This window comes from Amycolatopsis sp. NPDC004169 (genome assembly GCF_040610315.1).
Taxonomy (GTDB): Bacteria; Actinomycetota; Actinomycetes; order Mycobacteriales; family Pseudonocardiaceae; genus Amycolatopsis.
The window spans coordinates 118399-134754 of the sequence record NZ_JBEXMD010000014.1; the positions used below are offsets into that span (position 1 = coordinate 118399).

19 protein-coding genes are annotated in these 16356 nt (G+C 70.8%); 17 read left to right on the forward strand and 2 right to left on the reverse strand.

Going from position 1 to position 16356, the window contains the following annotated elements; genetic code table 11:
* Positions 1–37: 37 nt before the first annotated feature.
* Entirely contained in the window at positions 38–160 is a 123-nt protein-coding gene (locus ABZX11_RS20855) for a hypothetical protein (RefSeq protein WP_354915122.1), read from the forward strand.
* Here ABZX11_RS20855 and ABZX11_RS20860 read toward each other — a convergent pair.
* A complete protein-coding gene (locus ABZX11_RS20860) occupies positions 130–921 on the reverse strand; it encodes a hypothetical protein (RefSeq protein ID WP_354915125.1) in 792 nt (263 codons plus the stop codon). The two genes, ABZX11_RS20855 and ABZX11_RS20860, sit on opposite strands and share 31 nt — an antisense overlap.
* Positions 922–1180: 259 nt before the next feature.
* On the opposite strand from ABZX11_RS20860, the gene msrB reads away from it, so the two are divergent.
* Positions 1181–1648 carry a peptide-methionine (R)-S-oxide reductase MsrB gene (gene msrB / locus ABZX11_RS20865; protein ID WP_354915128.1) on the forward strand — a complete coding sequence of 156 codons (468 nt, stop codon included), beginning with the start codon at positions 1181–1183 and terminating at the stop codon, positions 1646–1648.
* Between the two features lie 26 nt (positions 1649–1674).
* The gene (locus ABZX11_RS20870) at positions 1675–2226 is read left to right on the forward strand and encodes an MOSC domain-containing protein (protein WP_354915131.1); all 552 of its coding nucleotides are present in this window, start codon (positions 1675–1677) and stop codon (positions 2224–2226) included.
* A 17-nt stretch (positions 2227–2243) separates the two neighbouring features.
* Here ABZX11_RS20870 and ABZX11_RS20875 read toward each other — a convergent pair whose 3' ends face one another.
* Positions 2244–3146 (reverse strand): endo-beta-N-acetylglucosaminidase H, encoded by a 903-nt coding sequence (locus ABZX11_RS20875; RefSeq protein WP_354915134.1) that lies wholly within the window; start codon positions 3144–3146, stop codon positions 2244–2246.
* Between the two features lie 300 nt (positions 3147–3446).
* On the opposite strand from ABZX11_RS20875, the gene ABZX11_RS20880 reads away from it, so the two are divergent.
* The 14 genes from ABZX11_RS20880 to ABZX11_RS20945 all read left to right on the forward strand — a co-directional run bounded on the left by ABZX11_RS20880 (position 3447) and on the right by ABZX11_RS20945 (position 16355).
* Positions 3447–4265 (forward strand): hypothetical protein, encoded by an 819-nt coding sequence (locus ABZX11_RS20880; protein WP_354915137.1) that lies wholly within the window; start codon positions 3447–3449, stop codon positions 4263–4265.
* Positions 4266–4275: 10 nt separating this feature from the next.
* A complete protein-coding gene (locus ABZX11_RS20885; protein ID WP_354915140.1) occupies positions 4276–5382 on the forward strand; it encodes a hypothetical protein in 1107 nt (368 codons plus the stop codon).
* Positions 5383–5393: 11 nt separating this feature from the next.
* Positions 5394–5786 (forward strand): hypothetical protein, encoded by a 393-nt coding sequence (locus ABZX11_RS20890; RefSeq protein ID WP_176177062.1) that lies wholly within the window; start codon positions 5394–5396, stop codon positions 5784–5786.
* A 3-nt stretch (positions 5787–5789) separates the two neighbouring features.
* Positions 5790–6077 carry a hypothetical protein gene (locus ABZX11_RS20895; protein WP_354915143.1) on the forward strand — a complete coding sequence of 96 codons (288 nt, stop codon included), beginning with the start codon at positions 5790–5792 and terminating at the stop codon, positions 6075–6077.
* A 12-nt stretch (positions 6078–6089) separates the two neighbouring features.
* A complete protein-coding gene (locus ABZX11_RS20900; RefSeq protein WP_354915146.1) occupies positions 6090–6596 on the forward strand; it encodes a hypothetical protein in 507 nt (168 codons plus the stop codon).
* Between the two features lie 15 nt (positions 6597–6611).
* Positions 6612–6968: a hypothetical protein gene (locus tag ABZX11_RS20905; RefSeq protein ID WP_176177059.1), complete on the forward strand. Its 357-nt coding sequence runs from the start codon at positions 6612–6614 to the stop codon at positions 6966–6968.
* Between the two features lie 16 nt (positions 6969–6984).
* Positions 6985–8613 (forward strand): hypothetical protein, encoded by a 1629-nt coding sequence (locus ABZX11_RS20910; RefSeq protein ID WP_354915149.1) that lies wholly within the window; start codon positions 6985–6987, stop codon positions 8611–8613.
* Positions 8613–8927, forward strand: a complete 315-nt coding sequence (locus ABZX11_RS20915) for a hypothetical protein (RefSeq protein ID WP_354915152.1) — start codon at positions 8613–8615, stop codon at positions 8925–8927. Before ABZX11_RS20910 ends, ABZX11_RS20915 begins: the two co-directional genes overlap by 1 nt.
* On the forward strand, positions 8924–9355 hold the full coding sequence (locus ABZX11_RS20920; RefSeq protein WP_176177056.1) for a hypothetical protein: 432 nt from the start codon (positions 8924–8926) through the stop codon (positions 9353–9355). Before ABZX11_RS20915 ends, ABZX11_RS20920 begins: the two co-directional genes overlap by 4 nt.
* Positions 9352–10659 carry a baseplate J/gp47 family protein gene (locus ABZX11_RS20925; RefSeq protein ID WP_354915156.1) on the forward strand — a complete coding sequence of 436 codons (1308 nt, stop codon included), beginning with the start codon at positions 9352–9354 and terminating at the stop codon, positions 10657–10659. The genes ABZX11_RS20920 and ABZX11_RS20925 overlap by 4 nt, the downstream gene beginning before the upstream one ends.
* Positions 10656–13778 (forward strand): LamG domain-containing protein, encoded by a 3123-nt coding sequence (locus tag ABZX11_RS20930; protein WP_354915159.1) that lies wholly within the window; start codon positions 10656–10658, stop codon positions 13776–13778. Before ABZX11_RS20925 ends, ABZX11_RS20930 begins: the two co-directional genes overlap by 4 nt.
* The gene (locus ABZX11_RS20935) at positions 13771–14364 is read left to right on the forward strand and encodes a hypothetical protein (RefSeq protein WP_354915162.1); all 594 of its coding nucleotides are present in this window, start codon (positions 13771–13773) and stop codon (positions 14362–14364) included. The genes ABZX11_RS20930 and ABZX11_RS20935 overlap by 8 nt, the downstream gene beginning before the upstream one ends.
* An 18-nt stretch (positions 14365–14382) precedes the next feature.
* Entirely contained in the window at positions 14383–15054 is a 672-nt protein-coding gene (locus ABZX11_RS20940; protein WP_354915165.1) for a hypothetical protein, read from the forward strand.
* An 86-nt stretch (positions 15055–15140) separates the two neighbouring features.
* Positions 15141–16355, forward strand: coding sequence for an Ig-like domain-containing protein (locus tag ABZX11_RS20945; protein ID WP_354915168.1), 1215 nt, complete (start codon positions 15141–15143; stop codon positions 16353–16355).
* Position 16356 lies beyond the last annotated feature (1 nt).

Below are 16356 nucleotides of genomic sequence, written 5' to 3' on the forward strand. Positions count from 1 at the left end.
CCTCGCCCGGACCGCCGACGGCAGCAAGAGGACGTCCATGACCGCCTTCGCGCTGCGCCTGGTCGTGGCGGCCGCCGAATGCCGCAGCCTGCCGGCGTCGGCAGGGCTCGGTCATGACCGGGCCGGCCCCTACGCCGGGTTCTCCGCGACGGCGAGGTAGTCCGTGTAGATCTGCGGCGAACCGGAGAACGAGGCCAGCTGCTTCCACTCCTCGTACATCTGCTTGGTGTCGCGGTGGGCGGCCGCGAACTCCGCGGCCTCGCCGGTGGCGATGTCGGGCTCGGGGTAGAAGACGTCCAGCGCGTCCAGGCTCGCGATCTCCATCATCATCACGTACTGGTCGAGGCGGTTGCCCCGCTCGCCCTTGAGCACGTGGAACCGCCAGTCCGGGTAGTCGTCGATCCGGTGGTGGTTCTCGGCGATGAACCGGTCGAACACCTCCTCGGTGACCCCGGCGCGCAACGCCAGGTTGTGGATCCCGATGACCCGGGCGACCGGCTCCTCCCCCGGGCGGTCGCGGTAGCGGGGGCCGGGCGTGACCGTGCTCCGCGGGTTGTCGGCCAGCAGCCGGTAGTCGGTGAACAAGGTCGGCAGCTCGGCGAACGTGCCCAGCCGCCGCCACCGCGCCAGCACCTCCTCCGCCTCCGGGTGCTCCGCCCAGAACCGCCGGGCCTGCTCGGTCTGCTCACCCCGGGCCGTGACGTACCGGTCGCGCTGCTCGGCGCTCTCGATCTCGTACAGCATCAGGTACTGCCCGGTCCGCTCGCCGCGCAACCCGCGCAGCAGAGTCCACCGCCACCCCGGGTACACGGGCAGGTGGACGCCTTCGGCGCGCACGAAGGTCTCGAACTCTTCCGGCGTGACACCCGCCTCGGTGTCGATGGCGATGTACTGGAAGGTGAACACCGACGAGCGCCCCATTACGCGTCCAATCCTCGAGCCGGAAACGGGATCGCGCGTCCAAGCACGACTCCCCGCACCCCATCCTGCCCGCTCCGGAGCGGCGGGGCCACGCGCCGCACAGTCCACTCGGGCCTGATCCTTACGAAAGAAGAACACGCGCGCCGACCGGCCGCCCGGTGGAATAGCGCGGGTGCGGCGCACGTCTTTACGTCTGCACGTCCAGGTGCGTTTCACCTGGTGCCCCAGCTTCGCGCCGGAAGGCGGGGAAGGGAGAGCTGTGCCTCAGCAGGCCAAGTTCCACAAGAACCCGGAAGCCGTGTCGCGGCTGGATCCGGAACAGTACCGCGTGACCCAGCAGGACGGCACCGAGCGTCCGTTCGCGAACGCGTACTGGGACAACCACGAGCCGGGCATCTACGTCGACGTCGTCTCCGGCGAGCCGCTGTTCGCCTCGGTCGACAAGTACGACAGCCGGTCCGGGTGGCCCAGCTTCACCAAGCCGATCGTCAAGTCGAACGTCGTCGAGCGGGAAGACTTCAGCCACGGCATGATCCGGGCCGAGGTCCGCTCGCTGCACGGGGACAGCCACCTCGGCCACGTGTTCAACGACGGCCCGCTCGACAAGGGCGGCATGCGCTACTGCATCAACTCCGCGTCGTTGCGGTTCATCCACCTCGACGACCTGGAAGACGCGGGTTACGGCGACTACCGCACCCTGTTCACCAGCGACACCGACGGCCAGTGAGGGAAGCCGGCGCGGAGGAGGAGCCCATGCCGGACACGATCTCGGCCCCGGTGGAGATCGTCGCGCTGCTGGTCTCGCCCGTGCACGCCTTCGAAGGCCGTCCCGCGGACGGCCCGCGGCCCGACCCCGAACCCGTCGGACGCGACGAGGTGACCGTGCGCGCCGGGCTCGGGCTCGTCGGTGACCGGTACTTCAACCGGCCCGCCCACCGCCGGGCCGCCGTCACCCTCTTCGCCGCCGAGTCGCTCGACGTGCTCGCCCGCGACCTCGGCCTCGCCGCCGTGCCGGACCCGCACCTGCCGCGACGCAACATCGTCGTGCGCGGCTTTCCCGTCGACGAGCTGGCCGCACCGCGCGGCGGGACCGGAGCCGTCTTCGGCCTCGACTCCGGTGCGGGTGAGGTCCGGTTCCAGGCTTATCGCCCGGCCCACCCGTGCGCCTGGATGGACGTGGTGCTGGCCCCCGGCGCATTCCGTGGGCTCCGCGGCCACGGCGGCGTCCGCTGCGCTCCGCTCGACGACGGGGTCCTGCGGCTCGGTCCCGCAACCCTCACCGTGGTGCACTCCCCTACCGCCTGACGCGGCTCCCACCGCGACTAGGGCCGGTACACGGCGTCCTTGCCGTACAGCGGCTTGGTGAAGCTGGAGATGTAGGTGTGTGAGTCGCCGGCGCCGAGGTTGTACGTCAGGTACACGCCGTAGCCTTCGTTCACGGTCCGCTGGGCAAAACCGGCCGCGGTGCTGGTGGACGTCGCCCCGATCTGGACCGCCGCGGGGGAAAGGCCGGATTTGGGGAGGGCGATGTTCGGTACGCCCCAGGTGCCGTAGTACGGGTTCCAGGCGTAGTTGAACTTCGACGTGATGTCGGTGCCGCCGTAGGACAACCTCGACGCGGCCGGGCCGATGTTGTACAGCGAGATCAGCTTGGTGGGCATCGCCGCGCGCAGGGCCGTGACGAGGTGGACGAACGAGCTGGCGTTGGGCTGGCCCGTGCCGTTGTTGCCGTATTCGGCGTACTCGTCGTCGAAGTCGATGCCGTCGAGCCCGTACTTGGTCACGGTGTCGGACAGCTGTTTGGCGAAGGCCGCGGCCGCTTGCTGGGACGGGAAGTTCGCGAAGCCGGCGCCCTGGTGGTTGCCGAGGATCGACAGCATGACCTTGATGCCCTTGGCCTGCAGCGGGCGGACCTGGGTGCTCACGTTGTCGAGGACGCTCTGCACGTTCGGGTTGAAGTACAGGTACGCCGACTTCGCCGCGGTGTCGTAGTTGATGTTGGCGGCGAAGATCACGCCGATGTCGAACACGTTGCCGCCGTCCTGGGCGAGTGCGTACTTGCCCACGTTCAGCATGCTGTTGCTGTTCACCTCGACGTAGGCCACGGTGATCGGCCCGCTCTTGCGCGGCGCGGCGGACGTGCTCGCCGCACTCGTGCCCGTCGTCGTGGCCGCCAAGAGCGCGGCCCCTGCCAGCAACGCGGTGATCCGGCCCAGTTTGACCACGGTGATCAACTCCTGACGAGTGGTTTGAACCACTGCCCATGTATGTGCTTTTCCGGCACCTTGTCAAGAGAAGTGATCAAGCAACGCGGCCGGTAGCTCGATCGGCCCACGCCGTTCGTCGGACGTGGCGCCCACCGCCTCCGCAGTCACCGGGGATGGTCACTAACGGACTATCGGGGCGGCCGATCAGGTGGCAACCATCGATGGACTGTCGACGGATGGTCGACGGGGTTTGCGACTGTGGCGTCCAGCTTCCCCCGTGTGGACGCACGGGGGGTCGATCGGCTGGGGGATCCACGCATGACAGCGTTCGCGGATCGCGCACTGCGCGAATTGAGCGATCCTGCCGCACTCGGTGCGTTGCTGCTGCCGGACGGCGACGCCGGCCGGGTCAGGACGATGCTCGCGGCGACCTACGACCTGTCGGCGGCACGCATCGACCAGGTCACCGCCGTGCACGTGCGGACCGTGAGCCTGCAGCGGCCGTTGTTCCCGGTCGGCAGGCAGGACGGTTCGTGGTCCCGGCTCGTGCCGTCCTTCACCCGCGGCGAGTTCACGCTCACCCGGCCGGCGCCGGCCGATCCACTGTGGATCGACCTGCTGGCGGGGATCGACGTCACCGTGGTCACCGAGGTGGACCCCAGCGGCGCGGAATCCGTGCTGTCCCGAGCTTTCGACAGCTTCACCACGCTGGACGAGTTCCGCGCGCGGTTCACCTTCTTCGACCTCGACGCGTTCCTCGCCGAGCACCGTATCAGCACCGTCGAACAGCTGCGGGACGCGTTCGACTACGTGGTGACCGAGATCCGGTTGCGCAGGCCGGGGACCTTCGACGCGGACGACCCCGCGAACCGGCACACGCTGCCGGTCACGGTGGCCGCCGTGATCGCCGACCCGTTCGACCTCGCGGCCGGGCTGCGCGCCACGCGGCTGGTGCGGGAAGCCGCGAAGGGGTTGACGGGCCCGGCGCCCGGCGGTCTCCCGGTCGAAGCGACCGAGGCCTACGCGACGGCCGTCGTCGTCGCGGCGGACGGGCTGCCCGGCGGGCTCACCGCGACCGACGTCGAGCAGCTCTACGGCAAAGAGGGCGTCGTCAGCCTCTTTGTGCCCACAACATGAGGAGGATCTGATGGCAGTTCGGTATGTCCGGGTCGACCCGATCGTCAACCTGTTCGCGCCCGCGACCCGCGCGTTCGGCACCATCGCGGTGGTGGGGCGGACGTCGTCCACGGCCGCCGTGATCGCGAAGCCGGTGTTGTTCACCAATCCCGACGACGCGAAGGACGCCTTCCCCGGCGAGCTGGGCACCGCGATCGAGCTCGCGTTCCTGCAGACTCCCGGCCCGGAATTGGTCTTCGGCGTGCCGGTGGCCTCCACCGCACCCGACTGGGCGGCCGGGCTCGACGCCGTCGCCGCGCTGAACGTCCAGCTCGTCCTGCTGGCGAACGTTCCGGTCACCGACACCACCAAGGCCGACGGCGGGCCGATCCACCTGCTCTCCGACCACGTCACCTCGGTGTCGAACACCGGCGCCGACGGCTCGGAGCGCATGGGCGTGGCGATGCTGGAGAAGGGCGAGACCGATCCGGGGGTCATCCTGCCGAACGAGCGGATGGTCTACATCGCCCACAACAGCACCCAGGACGCGGCGGCCGCGGTCGCCGGCACCATCGCCGGCTACGAGCCCTCGGTGTCGCTGCTGCTCAAGCCGGTGAACATCACCAGCCCGCCGTTCAAACCCGCGGACATCGAGACCCTCAACGGCCCGCAGCCGGAAACCGCCAAGACCGGCCCGACCGGGGCCGGCGTCAACTGGCTGACCACCCCGGCGCTCATCCCCGGCAACGGCGTGTTCATGGGCGAGGGCTACACGGGCGACTCGAGCCACGGCAAGAAGTACATCGACGTCGTCCGGTTCACCGACGACGTGGCGTTCCAGCTCAAGGCCCGGCTGATCAACTCCATCGGCAACGTCCGGATCACCCGGTCCGGCCTGCGCACGCTGATCGCCCAGCTGGAGGCGGTCCTCACCCCGCTGCTCGAGGCGGACGTGCTCACCGGCTTCGAGGTCGTCGTCCCGCTGCTGGCCCTGCTCGACAAGGACCCGGCGACGCGGACCGCCGAAGAGACCCAGCGGATCCACGACGCCGAAGTGGCGCGGCTGGTGCAGGTACTGGCCGCGCTGCAGTACGCCGGCGCCGTGCACCGCATCTCGATCAGCCTGAAGTTCGACTAGGAGGAAATCCGATGGCCGACTGGAACACGCGGCTCGAGGTCAAGCTCGGCGACGCGACGATCACGCCGATCTCGACCTTCACGCCGACGTTCAACGTGCCGCACACCGTGCTGCACAGCATCGAGGCGGACAACACCGGCTTCGTCCGCCAGCCCTTCACCTTCACCTTCACCATGGGCGTGCCCGCGGTGGCGGCCGCGGTCGCCGACCTGACCGAACTCGCCACGAGCGGCACCGAGTTCCAGGTCGTGGTGGCCGAGAAGAAGGGCGATGACTGGGCGTTCGACTCGATCAAGTTCGCCCGGTGCGTCGTCACCTCGGCCAACCCGAGCAACGTCGTGATCGACGGTGTCCCGCAGGCGTCCTTCACCTGCATGGCGCTGACCGTCGGCCTGGAGGCGTGAGCCGTGCCGGACGAGGGGGAAGACGGTGTCGAAAGCGTGGTGATGCCGGGGTTCGCGACCGGCGGCCGGGTCGAACGCACCGGGATCGCGCTGGTGCACGAGGGCGAATACATCGTGCCGCAGCCGGGCAGCGAGGCGGCGATCTCGCCGTGGCCGGACGGCGGCGGAGTCGTCAACTACTACTTCCCCGTCCGGATCGAGGTGGTCGGGGCGTTGCCCGACGCCGAGGTCCGGCGCGTGGCCGAGCACGTGTTCGGTGAACTCGACCGCGAACTGAACACCCGCCTCTGACCGGAGAACGCCGTGACCGCACCCAACAAACCGGTTCTCGTCGGCACTGTCGCCCTGCGACACGTGCAGAGCCTGACCGTGACCGAGGGCTACCGCGTCGAGCGGATCATGGGCAGCCGGCTCGTCCAAGCCACTCAGCCGACGAACCAGACGATCGTGATCGAGGCCGTGCTGATCGGCGACGACCGGCTGGACCAGAGGAGGGAGCTGGAGCGCGTCGCCCTCGTCTCGCGGCTGCTGGTGGCCAACGGGCCCACGGGGCAGACCGCGGTCGGGATCGCCGTGGTGGCCGGGCTGACCACCACGCTGAACATGCAGGTGACTTCGTTGCGGTTCACGCAGAGCGTGGCCAAGAAGGAGGCACTCGACGTCTCGATCACGCTCGTGCAGGTCCTTCCCGCCGGGCAGGCCGCGACGCCGAGCGATGCGACGAAAGGGCGTCTCGCGAGCGCCACGGCCGCCGTGCCGAGCGCACCGCCGCCCAACCCCATCGCCCGGGTCCCGGGTGATCCGCTGTGACCGAGGAGTCAGGACATGAGCTTCCGGCGGCTGCCGATCAACCCGGCGGACGGGTTTCCGCAGGCCTTCCGGCTGACCGTGGCCGGCCGGACCTACCGGTTCCGGCTGTACGCCAACATCGCGGAGGAACAGCTCGAAAACACGACGGGGCTGCTCGAACTGCCGGCCGACGGAGCGTTCCTGGTGCTGTCGGTGGACCGCGAGGAGCCCGCCGGGCCGACCACGATCCTGCGGCGGAAGCTGGTGCCCGGGATCACCTACCACGCCGGCGAACTGGCGTTGACGTTCCCCACGATGCAGCTGGATCCCCGCAACCTCAACGGTGTCGGCGAGTTCGGCTCGCAGGTCGTCGGCGGGGTGGCGGCGCGGTGAGACGGGAGGGGAGACCATGACTTTCGCGCTCTGGTACCAGGTCGCCGTCACGTCACCGGGCAGCCTGGCGCAGCCGGTGACCGTGTCCAACGACGTCCTCGCCGGGTCGCTCGTGCTGGACGCCGAGATCACGGTGACGATGACCGAAGGGGCGGCGACCGACACGTTCGAGGTCGTGCTGATCAACCTGCCGACGGACACGGCCGACCTGGTCCGCGCCGCCCAGGCGACGACGGCGGTGACCGCGACCATTCGCCTGGGCTACTTCGACGACGTGGCGACCAGGACCGGCGACGGCGGCTTGGTGCTCGTCGGCCGGGTCACCCGCGTGGTGAACTGCGTCGGCGAGGACGGGTACGGCCGGACGATCCTCTACGGGCAGGAGGAAGCCGGCTACCTGCTGCGGAACACGCCGGCCGCGGGCCAGGCCACCGGCACGGACGCGGTGCGGTTCGCCCGAGACCTGGTACGCCGGGCGGGCGGCGTTCAGCTGGCCCCGAACTCGACGCTGCCGGGCGACCTGACCGGGTTCACCGTGCGCACCGGGTCCACTTTGGACGCCTTGCGCGCACTGGCCACGCGGGCGGCCGTGCCGCTGGTGGTGCGCGACGGCGACGTCTTCCTGGGCGACGCGGTCGGCGCGGCGACCGACACCGCACCGGTGGCCTTCGACCCCGACACCAACATCGTTTCCCTGCACAGCCTCGACGGCGAGGACACCGCGAGCACCCCGGCGCCGCCGGTGCACAGCACGCTGAGCATGACCGTGCTCGGCCATCCGCTCCTGCGGGTCGGCCAAGTCGCGAAGGTGACGGGGTTGTCCGGGGTGCCCTCGGGGACCCTGCGGATTTCCCGGGTGCTGCACCGGTTCACCACCGACGGCGGGTACGTCGCGCGGCTCGAGCTCATCGCGGCCGAAGCCGGGCGGCGGGCCCAGGTCACCACCGGCGTCCAGGTCGTCGTGGACCGGTGGCGGGAACTGGTCGACCGGGCGCAGGACGACCGCCCGGCGATCGACGTCGGCGAGGTCACCGAGTACACGGCGGACGGGCACGTGGCGTCGTTGCAGTACGCGCAGCAACCGGATCCGGCCGTCGCCGCGCCGAGCGTCGCCGGCCCGGTCGACGGCGGGACCGAACTGCACGGCAAGCCGATCTCCTCGGCGTTCGCGTTCGACCGGACGGGCCTGGTCGTGCCGGTGTACCCGCGGATGCGTGCCCTGCTGGCGCACAACCGCGGTCTCGTCAACGACGCCGTGCTGGCCGGGTTCCTCTGGACGGACGAGCCCGAGCTGCGCCGCCCGGCGAACCGGCCGGGTGACCACTGGCTGGCGCTGCCCACCGGTCTCGGTCCGGACGGCCTGCCCACCGGCCCCGGCGTCAACGACCTCACCGACGCCACCGGGCACCGGGTGATCCAGGCCGCCGGGCTGCGCGTCCAGGTCGGTGCCGGCGCGTTGCCCGAGGTGGGCACGCGCCCCGACCCGCCGGCCGACGGCTCGATCACGATCGAGCACGAGAGCGGCACCAGGATCAGCGTCGGCGCCGACGGCGGCGTCACCATCACCACGGACCACCAACCGATCACGCTCACCAACGGCGGGGTCAGCCTCAAGCTCGACGGCACGAAGGTGGCGGTGTCCTGATGGCCGCCGTGCTCACCGCCGCGTCGATCCTGGTGTGCCCGCACCGGTTCCCGTTCAAGGTCGCCCCGAGCCAGGAACTGCTCGCGGTGGACGGCGAGTTCGTCCTCCTCCGGAGCGACCTGCTCAAGGTGAAGATCGAGACCTGCGCGAACAACCCGAAGTGCACGAACATCACCGAGGTCACCGCCGGCCTGTCCACCACGCTGGCGATCGGCGGGGACCAGGTGGTGCTCGACACGGCCGCGGGAACCACGAACGCGGCACCGGGCTGGCAGGTCCAGCTCGCCGCCCAGGACAAGCTGGAGGCGAAATGACCACGCCCGACCCGTTCGGCCGGGGATTCCTCGTGCACGACGGGGATCTGGTGTTCGAGGGCGGCAGGCCGGCCGAAGTCACCGGGCTCGCCAACCTCGTCCAGGCACTGACCCTGCGGGTGCTCACCCCGTTCGGGTCCGACCGCTTCGACCCCGACTACGGGCTGGACGTGAAGCAGGCCTTCACCGCACCGAACAGCACTCGCATCGTGAAGGAACTGCTGAAGCTGAACCTGGTCGGCACGCTGACCGCCGATCCGAGGGTGAGCGCGGTCCGGCGCGTCACCTTCGACGACGACCCGGACCGGCTCGCCACCGATCCGGACGGGGGACGGGTCGCCCGCATCAGTCGCCAGTGGACGGTCGTGGTCGACCTGGAAACGGCGACCGGGGACACGGCGACGCTGCTGGCGAACGTGGAGGTGTGACGATCGTGACCGATTTCGGGGTGACCCCCAGCGGGTTCGTGCTCAAGCCCGTCGACGTGCTGCTCGACGAGGCGATCGAGCGGGCCAGGTCCGTCTTCCCCGGCGCGGACCTGACCACCACCAGCGCGCTGCGCAAGATACTGGAGACCACCGCGGCCGAGGACGGCGAGCTGTGGAAACGGCTGGAGGACCTGTACTTCGGCAACTTCATGTCCACCGCGACCGGCGACGCGCTGGACCAGCTCGGCGAGGACGTCGGGGTGGCCCGCCGTCAGCTGGCGAGCACCGGCACGGTCCGGATCACACTGGACAACCCGGCAGCCGGAGAGCGGCACGTGCTGCCGGAGGGCACCGTCGTGGTGACCGGCGAGCCGGTCCGGGCGTTCGGGACGGTCGCGCCGGTCACGCTCGACACCGCCACCCGCACCGCGGACGTCGACGTGGTGGCGTTCGGCCGCGGCCCGGACGGAGACGTCGACGCCGGTGCCATCACGGCCGTCGATCCGGCGTTCCAGGCCCAGTTCCTCACCGGCACCGCGCGGTTCACCGTGACCAACCGGGCCGCGACGACCGGCGGCACCGGGCGCGAGCCGGACGAGTCCTACCGCAACCGGCTGCTCGGGCTGGCCCGCAACCTCTGGACCGTCGACGCGGTGGCGCAGGCGGCACTGGGCGTCGACGGCGTCGTGGACGTCGTGCTGTCCGACCCGCTGGGCGGCGTCGACGTCTCCCAGAGCCTGTTCGACCTGTTCAACTTCGACCAGCGCGCGTTCAGCAGCGAACGCCGGGTGGGTGAGCCGTACTTCTTCACGGTCGTGGTGGCGCACGACCCGCTCCAGAAGTGGCACACCGTCGGCCCGGTGGAGGGCATCTTCGAGCGGGTCACCACCGCGGTGGACGCGGTGCGCCCGATCGGCATCCACGCGAACGTCGTCGAGGCCGACCACATCGAGGTCGGGGTGCGGGCGACCGCGGTGATCGCGTCCGGTTCGGACGGCACGGCCCTGCTCTCGTCGATCCGCCGCCGGCTGGCGGCCGACATCGGCGCGCTGCGGCTCGGCGGGGACGTCCTGTACTCCCAGGTGGTCCGGGCGTTCGTCGAACAGCCGGGGGTGCTGGACGTGCAGAACCTGCACCTGCGCCGCTCCCCCGCCGCGTTCGGCCGGATCACCTTCGGCGACGTCCCGTTCCAGCGGGTGGTCGCCGAGGCCGCGGTCGGGGAGAACCTGGCCATGGGCCCGACCGAGCTCGCGACCTTCGTGGCCGACGGCGACACCCTCGACGTGACGCTGGTGATCCGATGACCGGGCCGATCGCGGCGAGGCGGATGGGCCGCCGGCTGACCGCACCGTTCGAACGCGGCGCGGACACGCTTCCCCTGGGCCTGAGCCTGTTCACGAGTTCCCAGGCCAGTGTGGACACTTACGACTTCACCGACCACACGGCCCGCTTCGACGCGGCCCCGCAGCCGAGGTACGTGCTGGCCACGGCCCGGGACATCGACGTCGACACCACGGTCCGGCTGGACTACGACGAGCCCGGTGCACCGTCGGGGTTCACCGTCGTGACCGTGCCGGCGGGGTCGGTGGCCGGCACGTCGTTCCTCCTCGAGGCCCCGGTGTCGGCGACCGCCCGGCTGACCCTGCTGACGATGGGCACGGCACCGTTCGACAACCGGCCCGAACTCTGCTGGACCTTGACCGTCCTGCTGGGCAACACGGCGAAGCTGCTGTGGGCGGTGGGCGCCGAACGGGACCAGCTGCGCGGGCACGCGGTCCGGACGTTCGCGCAACGGCACCTGCCGAGCGCGGCCGGGCTGAGCCTCGACCTGATCGGGCACGACCTCGGCGTGCCGCGCTTCCCACCGCAACCTTACGGGTTCGACGGGGAAACGGTCGCGCTCTACCACCTCGGCGACGTGGCGGGGGCCGTCCCGCCGGTGGCCGACCTCACCGCCGGGTTCCCCGGCCGGGCCGGATTCCCCGGCGAACTCGCCGGAGCGGTCCAGCTCGGGGTCGCCGGGCGGTACGGCCAGGCGATGGGGTTCCGCGAGCCGGGAGCCGCCGTCCGGATCCGGACCACCGCGGCGTTCGACATCGGCGCCGAAGACGGGTTCACCTTCGAATGCTTCGTCCGTCCCGATCCGGACGCCGACGGACCGGTGCTGAGCCGGCGTTCCGCGCCCGACGGGGACGGGCCGGGCTGGGTGCTGCGGGTCGGGCGCTTCGACGGGCTGGAGCGCAACGTGCGGTTCGTGATCAGCGACGGCACCACCACGATCGACCTGTGCGCGGACGTCAGCCTGCCGACGGACCGGTTCACCCACCTCGCCGCGGGCTTCGACCGGCTCACCGGCCACGTCAGCCTGTTCGTCGACGGGGTGGTGAAGGACTTCCGGTTCCGGTTCCCGCTCGGCGCGGTCGTGACCACGGCGGATCTGCTGATCGGCGCCGCCGGTGGCGGGTTCCGCGGCGTGGTCGACGAGGTGCGGATCAGCTCGACGGCGCGGGCCGACTTCTCGCCGGCACTCGGCGAGGACGACGAGCACTACCGCCGCCGGCTGGCGCTGTTCCGCCGCTGGACCCTGCCCACCCCGGCCAACCTCGCCGCGGTGCTCAACGAGCTGGCCGGCCCGATCGGCAGCGACCCGGAAGCCGAGGGCACGCTCGTGGTCGACGACACGAACGCGACGCTGGTCCGCGGGACGCGCCTGGTGCACATCCGGCCGAAGGTCCTGCTGCCCGGGGAAAGCATCGACGCGGCCGGTCGCCGCGGAGTGGCCGAGGCGACCGTGGTGGGCAGTGCCGCCGAGGAGGACACCTTCGACCCGGCCCTCCTGCTCCGCTACGACAACGAGGACGTGGACTTCGACCCGCCGCCGGTGCGCGCGCTGGAGCCCGGTGAACGTCCGCCCGACCCGCACCTGGTCCAGATCGGCGTCGCCCAGTGCCTCGACCGGCTGTTCGCCCTCGCCGGTGCCGCCACGGCGCCGCCGGGACGGCTGCTGATCAGCTCGGCGTACGACCCCCGCGCGGCCGACCTGCGGGCCACCGGCCGGGCCGTGCTGCTCGGCCACAGCTCGCTCCCGCTCGGCAAGCTGGCCGCGCTGGCCCACCGGGCCGGCTTCGACTTCGTCGGCTTCCGGGCCAGTGCCGGGCGGGTGTACGCGGCCACCGCCCCCGGTGACTACTTCGCGATCGAACTCACCCCGGCCGGCACCGGGCCGACCGACCTGGACGTGGGCGCGACCGCGACGCTGTCACTGCGTCCCGCGCCGCCGGTGGACGCCTTCCTGCGGTGGCTGGTCGTGCCCGCCGACGGCGGCGGGCGCGCGACGCTCACCCCCGCGGGCAATCCCGGGTCGCCGCACCGGACTGCTTCGCTCGAAGCCACCGCCGCCGGACGGCTGATCGTCAAGGTCGACGTGGTCCGCGGCCGGCACACCGTCTCGGCGACCCGGTCCCTGCGCGTCGGCCTCACCGGACTGGCCGAGGGCGGCAAGATCACCGCGGACGGCACGACCGGCGTCGATTCGTCCGTGGTGGACAGACCGGAGGCTTTCTTCGATCCGGCGTTCCTGGCCGACCACGACGATCCTCGCGTCGACTACGGCTCGGACGCCGCGCACAAGGTGCAACCCGCCGTCGCCGAGCTGCTGGACGCGCTGCTGGCCGAGCTGGCCCGGCGCGGGACCGGCGGCAGGCTGAGCGTGTCGCTGCCGTCCCCGGTCACGCCGGCGTCGCGGCAGGGCAGGCAGCTCCTCCTGCGGCACAGCGTGCTGACGCCGAGCGGGCTGGCCGGGCCCGCGTTCGCGGTCGGCTTCGGCCACCTCGAACACCAGGGCACCGACCTCGTGGTCACCCAGGCACCCGGGCAGCTCGTCCAGGTGCGCGGTCCGGAAGGGATCGAGCGGGGCGCGGTCATCGAGCTGGAGGAGGGCGACACCGTGGACCTCACCGCGAAACCGACGACGGCGGCCCTGCACGACGCCGGGGTCACCGGGCAGGTGCCCGGTGCGGGGCCGAGGCTGGGCTGGGCGTCGGGCACGTTCGACAACGCCGCGATCACGCTCACGTCCACCACCCAGCCCACCAGCACGCTGCACGCCGGATCCGCCGGGACGGCGTGGGTGCAGGCGGGCTACCTGGTCGGCGGCGAGCCGACACCGTACACGTTCCGGGTCCGGCCGCGTGCGGACCTGGACACCCCGGCGACGGTGATCACCAAGGACCGGTTCGACCTGATCATGAACATCCTCAACGTGCTGCACCCGGTCGGCGTCGAGGTCGACACGGCCGCGATCCGCGCGCACGTGGTCGAGCTGCAGGGTGACCTGTCGCAGGTCAACCCCGACTTCACCTACCCGAAGTTCCGGGTCCGCGGCCCCCTGCCGCGCCAGGCGAGAGGGCCGGCCGATGGCTGACATCAGCTTCACGCAAACCTTCCACCACACGGACTGGGTGGACGACGTCGACCGCGTCCGGGCCGCCGAGCCGAACGGTTTCAACGCCCGGTTCGCCGCGATCGAGACGGATCTGGCGCAGCTGTCCGCGGTCGTCGCCGAGGTCGACGACGTGCTGAGCCACGCGGGTTCGCGGCAGCGGCTCACCCTGCCACCCACGCTGGTGCCGCCGGAAGGGGCCACCCCGTGGCTGATCGGCAGCGACGGGACGGCCACGGTGGTGCCGGGTTCGAGTGCTTCCGGGCTGCTGAACGTCGTCCTGCCGAACGGCGCCACCCTGCTGTCGTTCCGGGCGTTCGGGCTGGCGAGGGGCGCGTCGGTGTCGATCTCGCTGTCCCGCGTCCAGATCGGCAGCAGCACACCGCAGGTGCTCGCCACCGTGATCGGCAACGCGACGCCGTACAACCGGGTGGTGCTCATCGATCCGTCGGTGCCGAAAACCGCCGCGGCCACCTCGCGCTTTCTCATCCAGGCCACCGTGCCGGTCATCCCGGCCGACGCGTTCGTGTCGGTCGGCGCCTTCCAGCTCACCTACTCCCTCGACTGAACGGAAAGAGGAACACCGGTGGCACACGTGAGTTTCACCCCGACGTTCCACCACACCCCGTGGGTGGACAAGATCGACCGCGTCGAGGCCGACGGCCCGAACGGGTTCAACACGCGGTTCAACGCCATCGGCGCCGATCTCCAGCAACTGTCCACAGTGGTCAAACAGACCGGCGCGGAGGTCCAGCAGTTCCAGGCGCCGCCACCACCGCGGCGCCAGAACCGGCTGCTGAGCTTCACCCCGGTGTTCCGGAAAGCTCCGCAGGCCGGCAAGCCGTGGGCGACCGAAGCCGACGGCACGGCGGTGGCCAGGACGAACGCGATCGGCGGCGTCTACTTCGGGGTCATGAACCTGACGCTGCCCGGCCGGTTCCAGCTGGCCGCGATGAGGGTGAAGGGCATTTTCGTTCCCGACGACATCGGGGAGGCCTTCGCGGACGTGGTCCTGTCACGCAGTCCGCTTCAGCTCACGCCCGGTCCGCCGGTCGTCGAGCAGGTGGCCGCGTTCAACGTCGGGGCCACGCTCACCACCACCTTCGACGCGCTCGCGACGGTCACGGAGGCGGCCGCCGGGATCGATCCGGACGGCTTCCGCTACTTCCTCACGGCCCGGTTCGAGATGCCCGACGCCGTGCAGCTGACGACCTTGATGTCGATCGAGACGATCCAACTCACGCTCGTGCCCGCCTGAGCAGGCCAAGGACATCGGAGACAGCCATGATTGGTGTTGCCTTTTCGAGCCCGGCACCCGGCAGCAGTGTCGGCCGGACTTTCACCGTGACGGGCACCTATTTCGACGACGGCACGGTGGACAACCAAGGCCACGATCAGTTCTCCATACTGCAGATCCTGGTCGACTTCGGTGCCAACCGGTTCCCCAAGGTCGCCGCGACCATCGGGAACGGCACCTGGTCCGCCACCGGATCCATCCCGGCCGGTGTCCGGCACGGCGACGTGGTGACCCTGAGTTTCGACGCGAGCATCCTGGCCCTCAGCAGCAGCGGTGACCAGCCCGGCGGATACGACGTGATCGACACGCGCCAGGTGGTGGTGGAGCAGACCGGGCCGCAGGTCGTCATCGACCCGTTCCAGAACGACGTGACCGTCCAGCAGCTGCCGTTCCGCGTGCCGCTGCTGTCCGGCCGTGCGCTGGACGACGCGGGCGTCACCGGCGTGCAGTTCACGATCGACGGCGGGGCCCGCCAGAACATGGACTCGGTCACCGGCGATCCGGCCCAGGTCACCTGGTCGAAGGCCAACGTCGGCTTCGGCACGGGCCAGCACACCGTCGTCGTGATCGCCACCGACGCCTTCGGCAACGAAGGGACGGCGTCGACGACCGTCACCGTGCGCCTCAACACCCCACCGCCCCCGCCGCCACCCCCACCCACCGGCGACATCACCTTCACACCGACGTTCCGCCACACCGACTGGATCAACAACGTCGATCGCATCGAGGCGGGTGGCCCCAACGGCTTCAACGTGCGCTACGACGCGATCGACAGCGACCTGAGCCGGCTGTCCACCGTGGTCGGCCGGATCAACACCGCGCTCAAGTTCCCCGGCGTCGTGCTCGGCGAGCAGCGGCTCACCCCCGGCCTCGACCTCGTGTCCCTGCCCGCCGGTGAGTGGAGCTACGACGACACCGGGATGGCGCACCCGGCGGTGGCGGGCGCGCAGGCGATCATGCACCTGTCGCTGCCGGAACCGGTCGCGCTGCGGAACTTCCGGGCCATCGGGTTCTACCCCGGTCCGCCGGCCTTGTTCGTCATCCGGCTGTTCCGGTCCTCCCTCCTCGACCAGAACCTGCCCCCGGAAGAACTGGCCGAGATCCGGCTCGACTCGCCGGAAGCCAGTCCGTTCGACCACACGGTGCCCGTGCCCGACGCGGTCGCCACGGTCGACGGATCGTTCCGCCACTACGTCACGGTCTTGAGCCAGACCACCGACGTCAGCCTGGCCACCATCCAGCTCACCTACGTCGCGACGTGAG

Coding starts and splice junctions, on each gene's coding strand:
- ABZX11_RS20920 (WP_176177056.1), top strand. CDS start 8,924: ATGACCACGCCCGACCCGTTCGGCCGGGGATTCCTCGTGCACGACGGG.
- ABZX11_RS20855 (WP_354915122.1), top strand. CDS start 38: ATGACCGCCTTCGCGCTGCGCCTGGTCGTGGCGGCCGCCGAATGCCGC.
- ABZX11_RS20860 (WP_354915125.1), bottom strand. CDS start 921: ATGGGGCGCTCGTCGGTGTTCACCTTCCAGTACATCGCCATCGACACC.
- ABZX11_RS20905 (WP_176177059.1), top strand. CDS start 6,612: ATGAGCTTCCGGCGGCTGCCGATCAACCCGGCGGACGGGTTTCCGCAG.
- ABZX11_RS20930 (WP_354915159.1), top strand. CDS start 10,656: ATGACCGGGCCGATCGCGGCGAGGCGGATGGGCCGCCGGCTGACCGCA.
- ABZX11_RS20910 (WP_354915149.1), top strand. CDS start 6,985: ATGACTTTCGCGCTCTGGTACCAGGTCGCCGTCACGTCACCGGGCAGC.
- ABZX11_RS20870 (WP_354915131.1), top strand. CDS start 1,675: ATGCCGGACACGATCTCGGCCCCGGTGGAGATCGTCGCGCTGCTGGTC.
- ABZX11_RS20885 (WP_354915140.1), top strand. CDS start 4,276: ATGGCAGTTCGGTATGTCCGGGTCGACCCGATCGTCAACCTGTTCGCG.
- ABZX11_RS20880 (WP_354915137.1), top strand. CDS start 3,447: ATGACAGCGTTCGCGGATCGCGCACTGCGCGAATTGAGCGATCCTGCC.
- ABZX11_RS20915 (WP_354915152.1), top strand. CDS start 8,613: ATGGCCGCCGTGCTCACCGCCGCGTCGATCCTGGTGTGCCCGCACCGG.
- ABZX11_RS20890 (WP_176177062.1), top strand. CDS start 5,394: ATGGCCGACTGGAACACGCGGCTCGAGGTCAAGCTCGGCGACGCGACG.
- ABZX11_RS20935 (WP_354915162.1), top strand. CDS start 13,771: ATGGCTGACATCAGCTTCACGCAAACCTTCCACCACACGGACTGGGTG.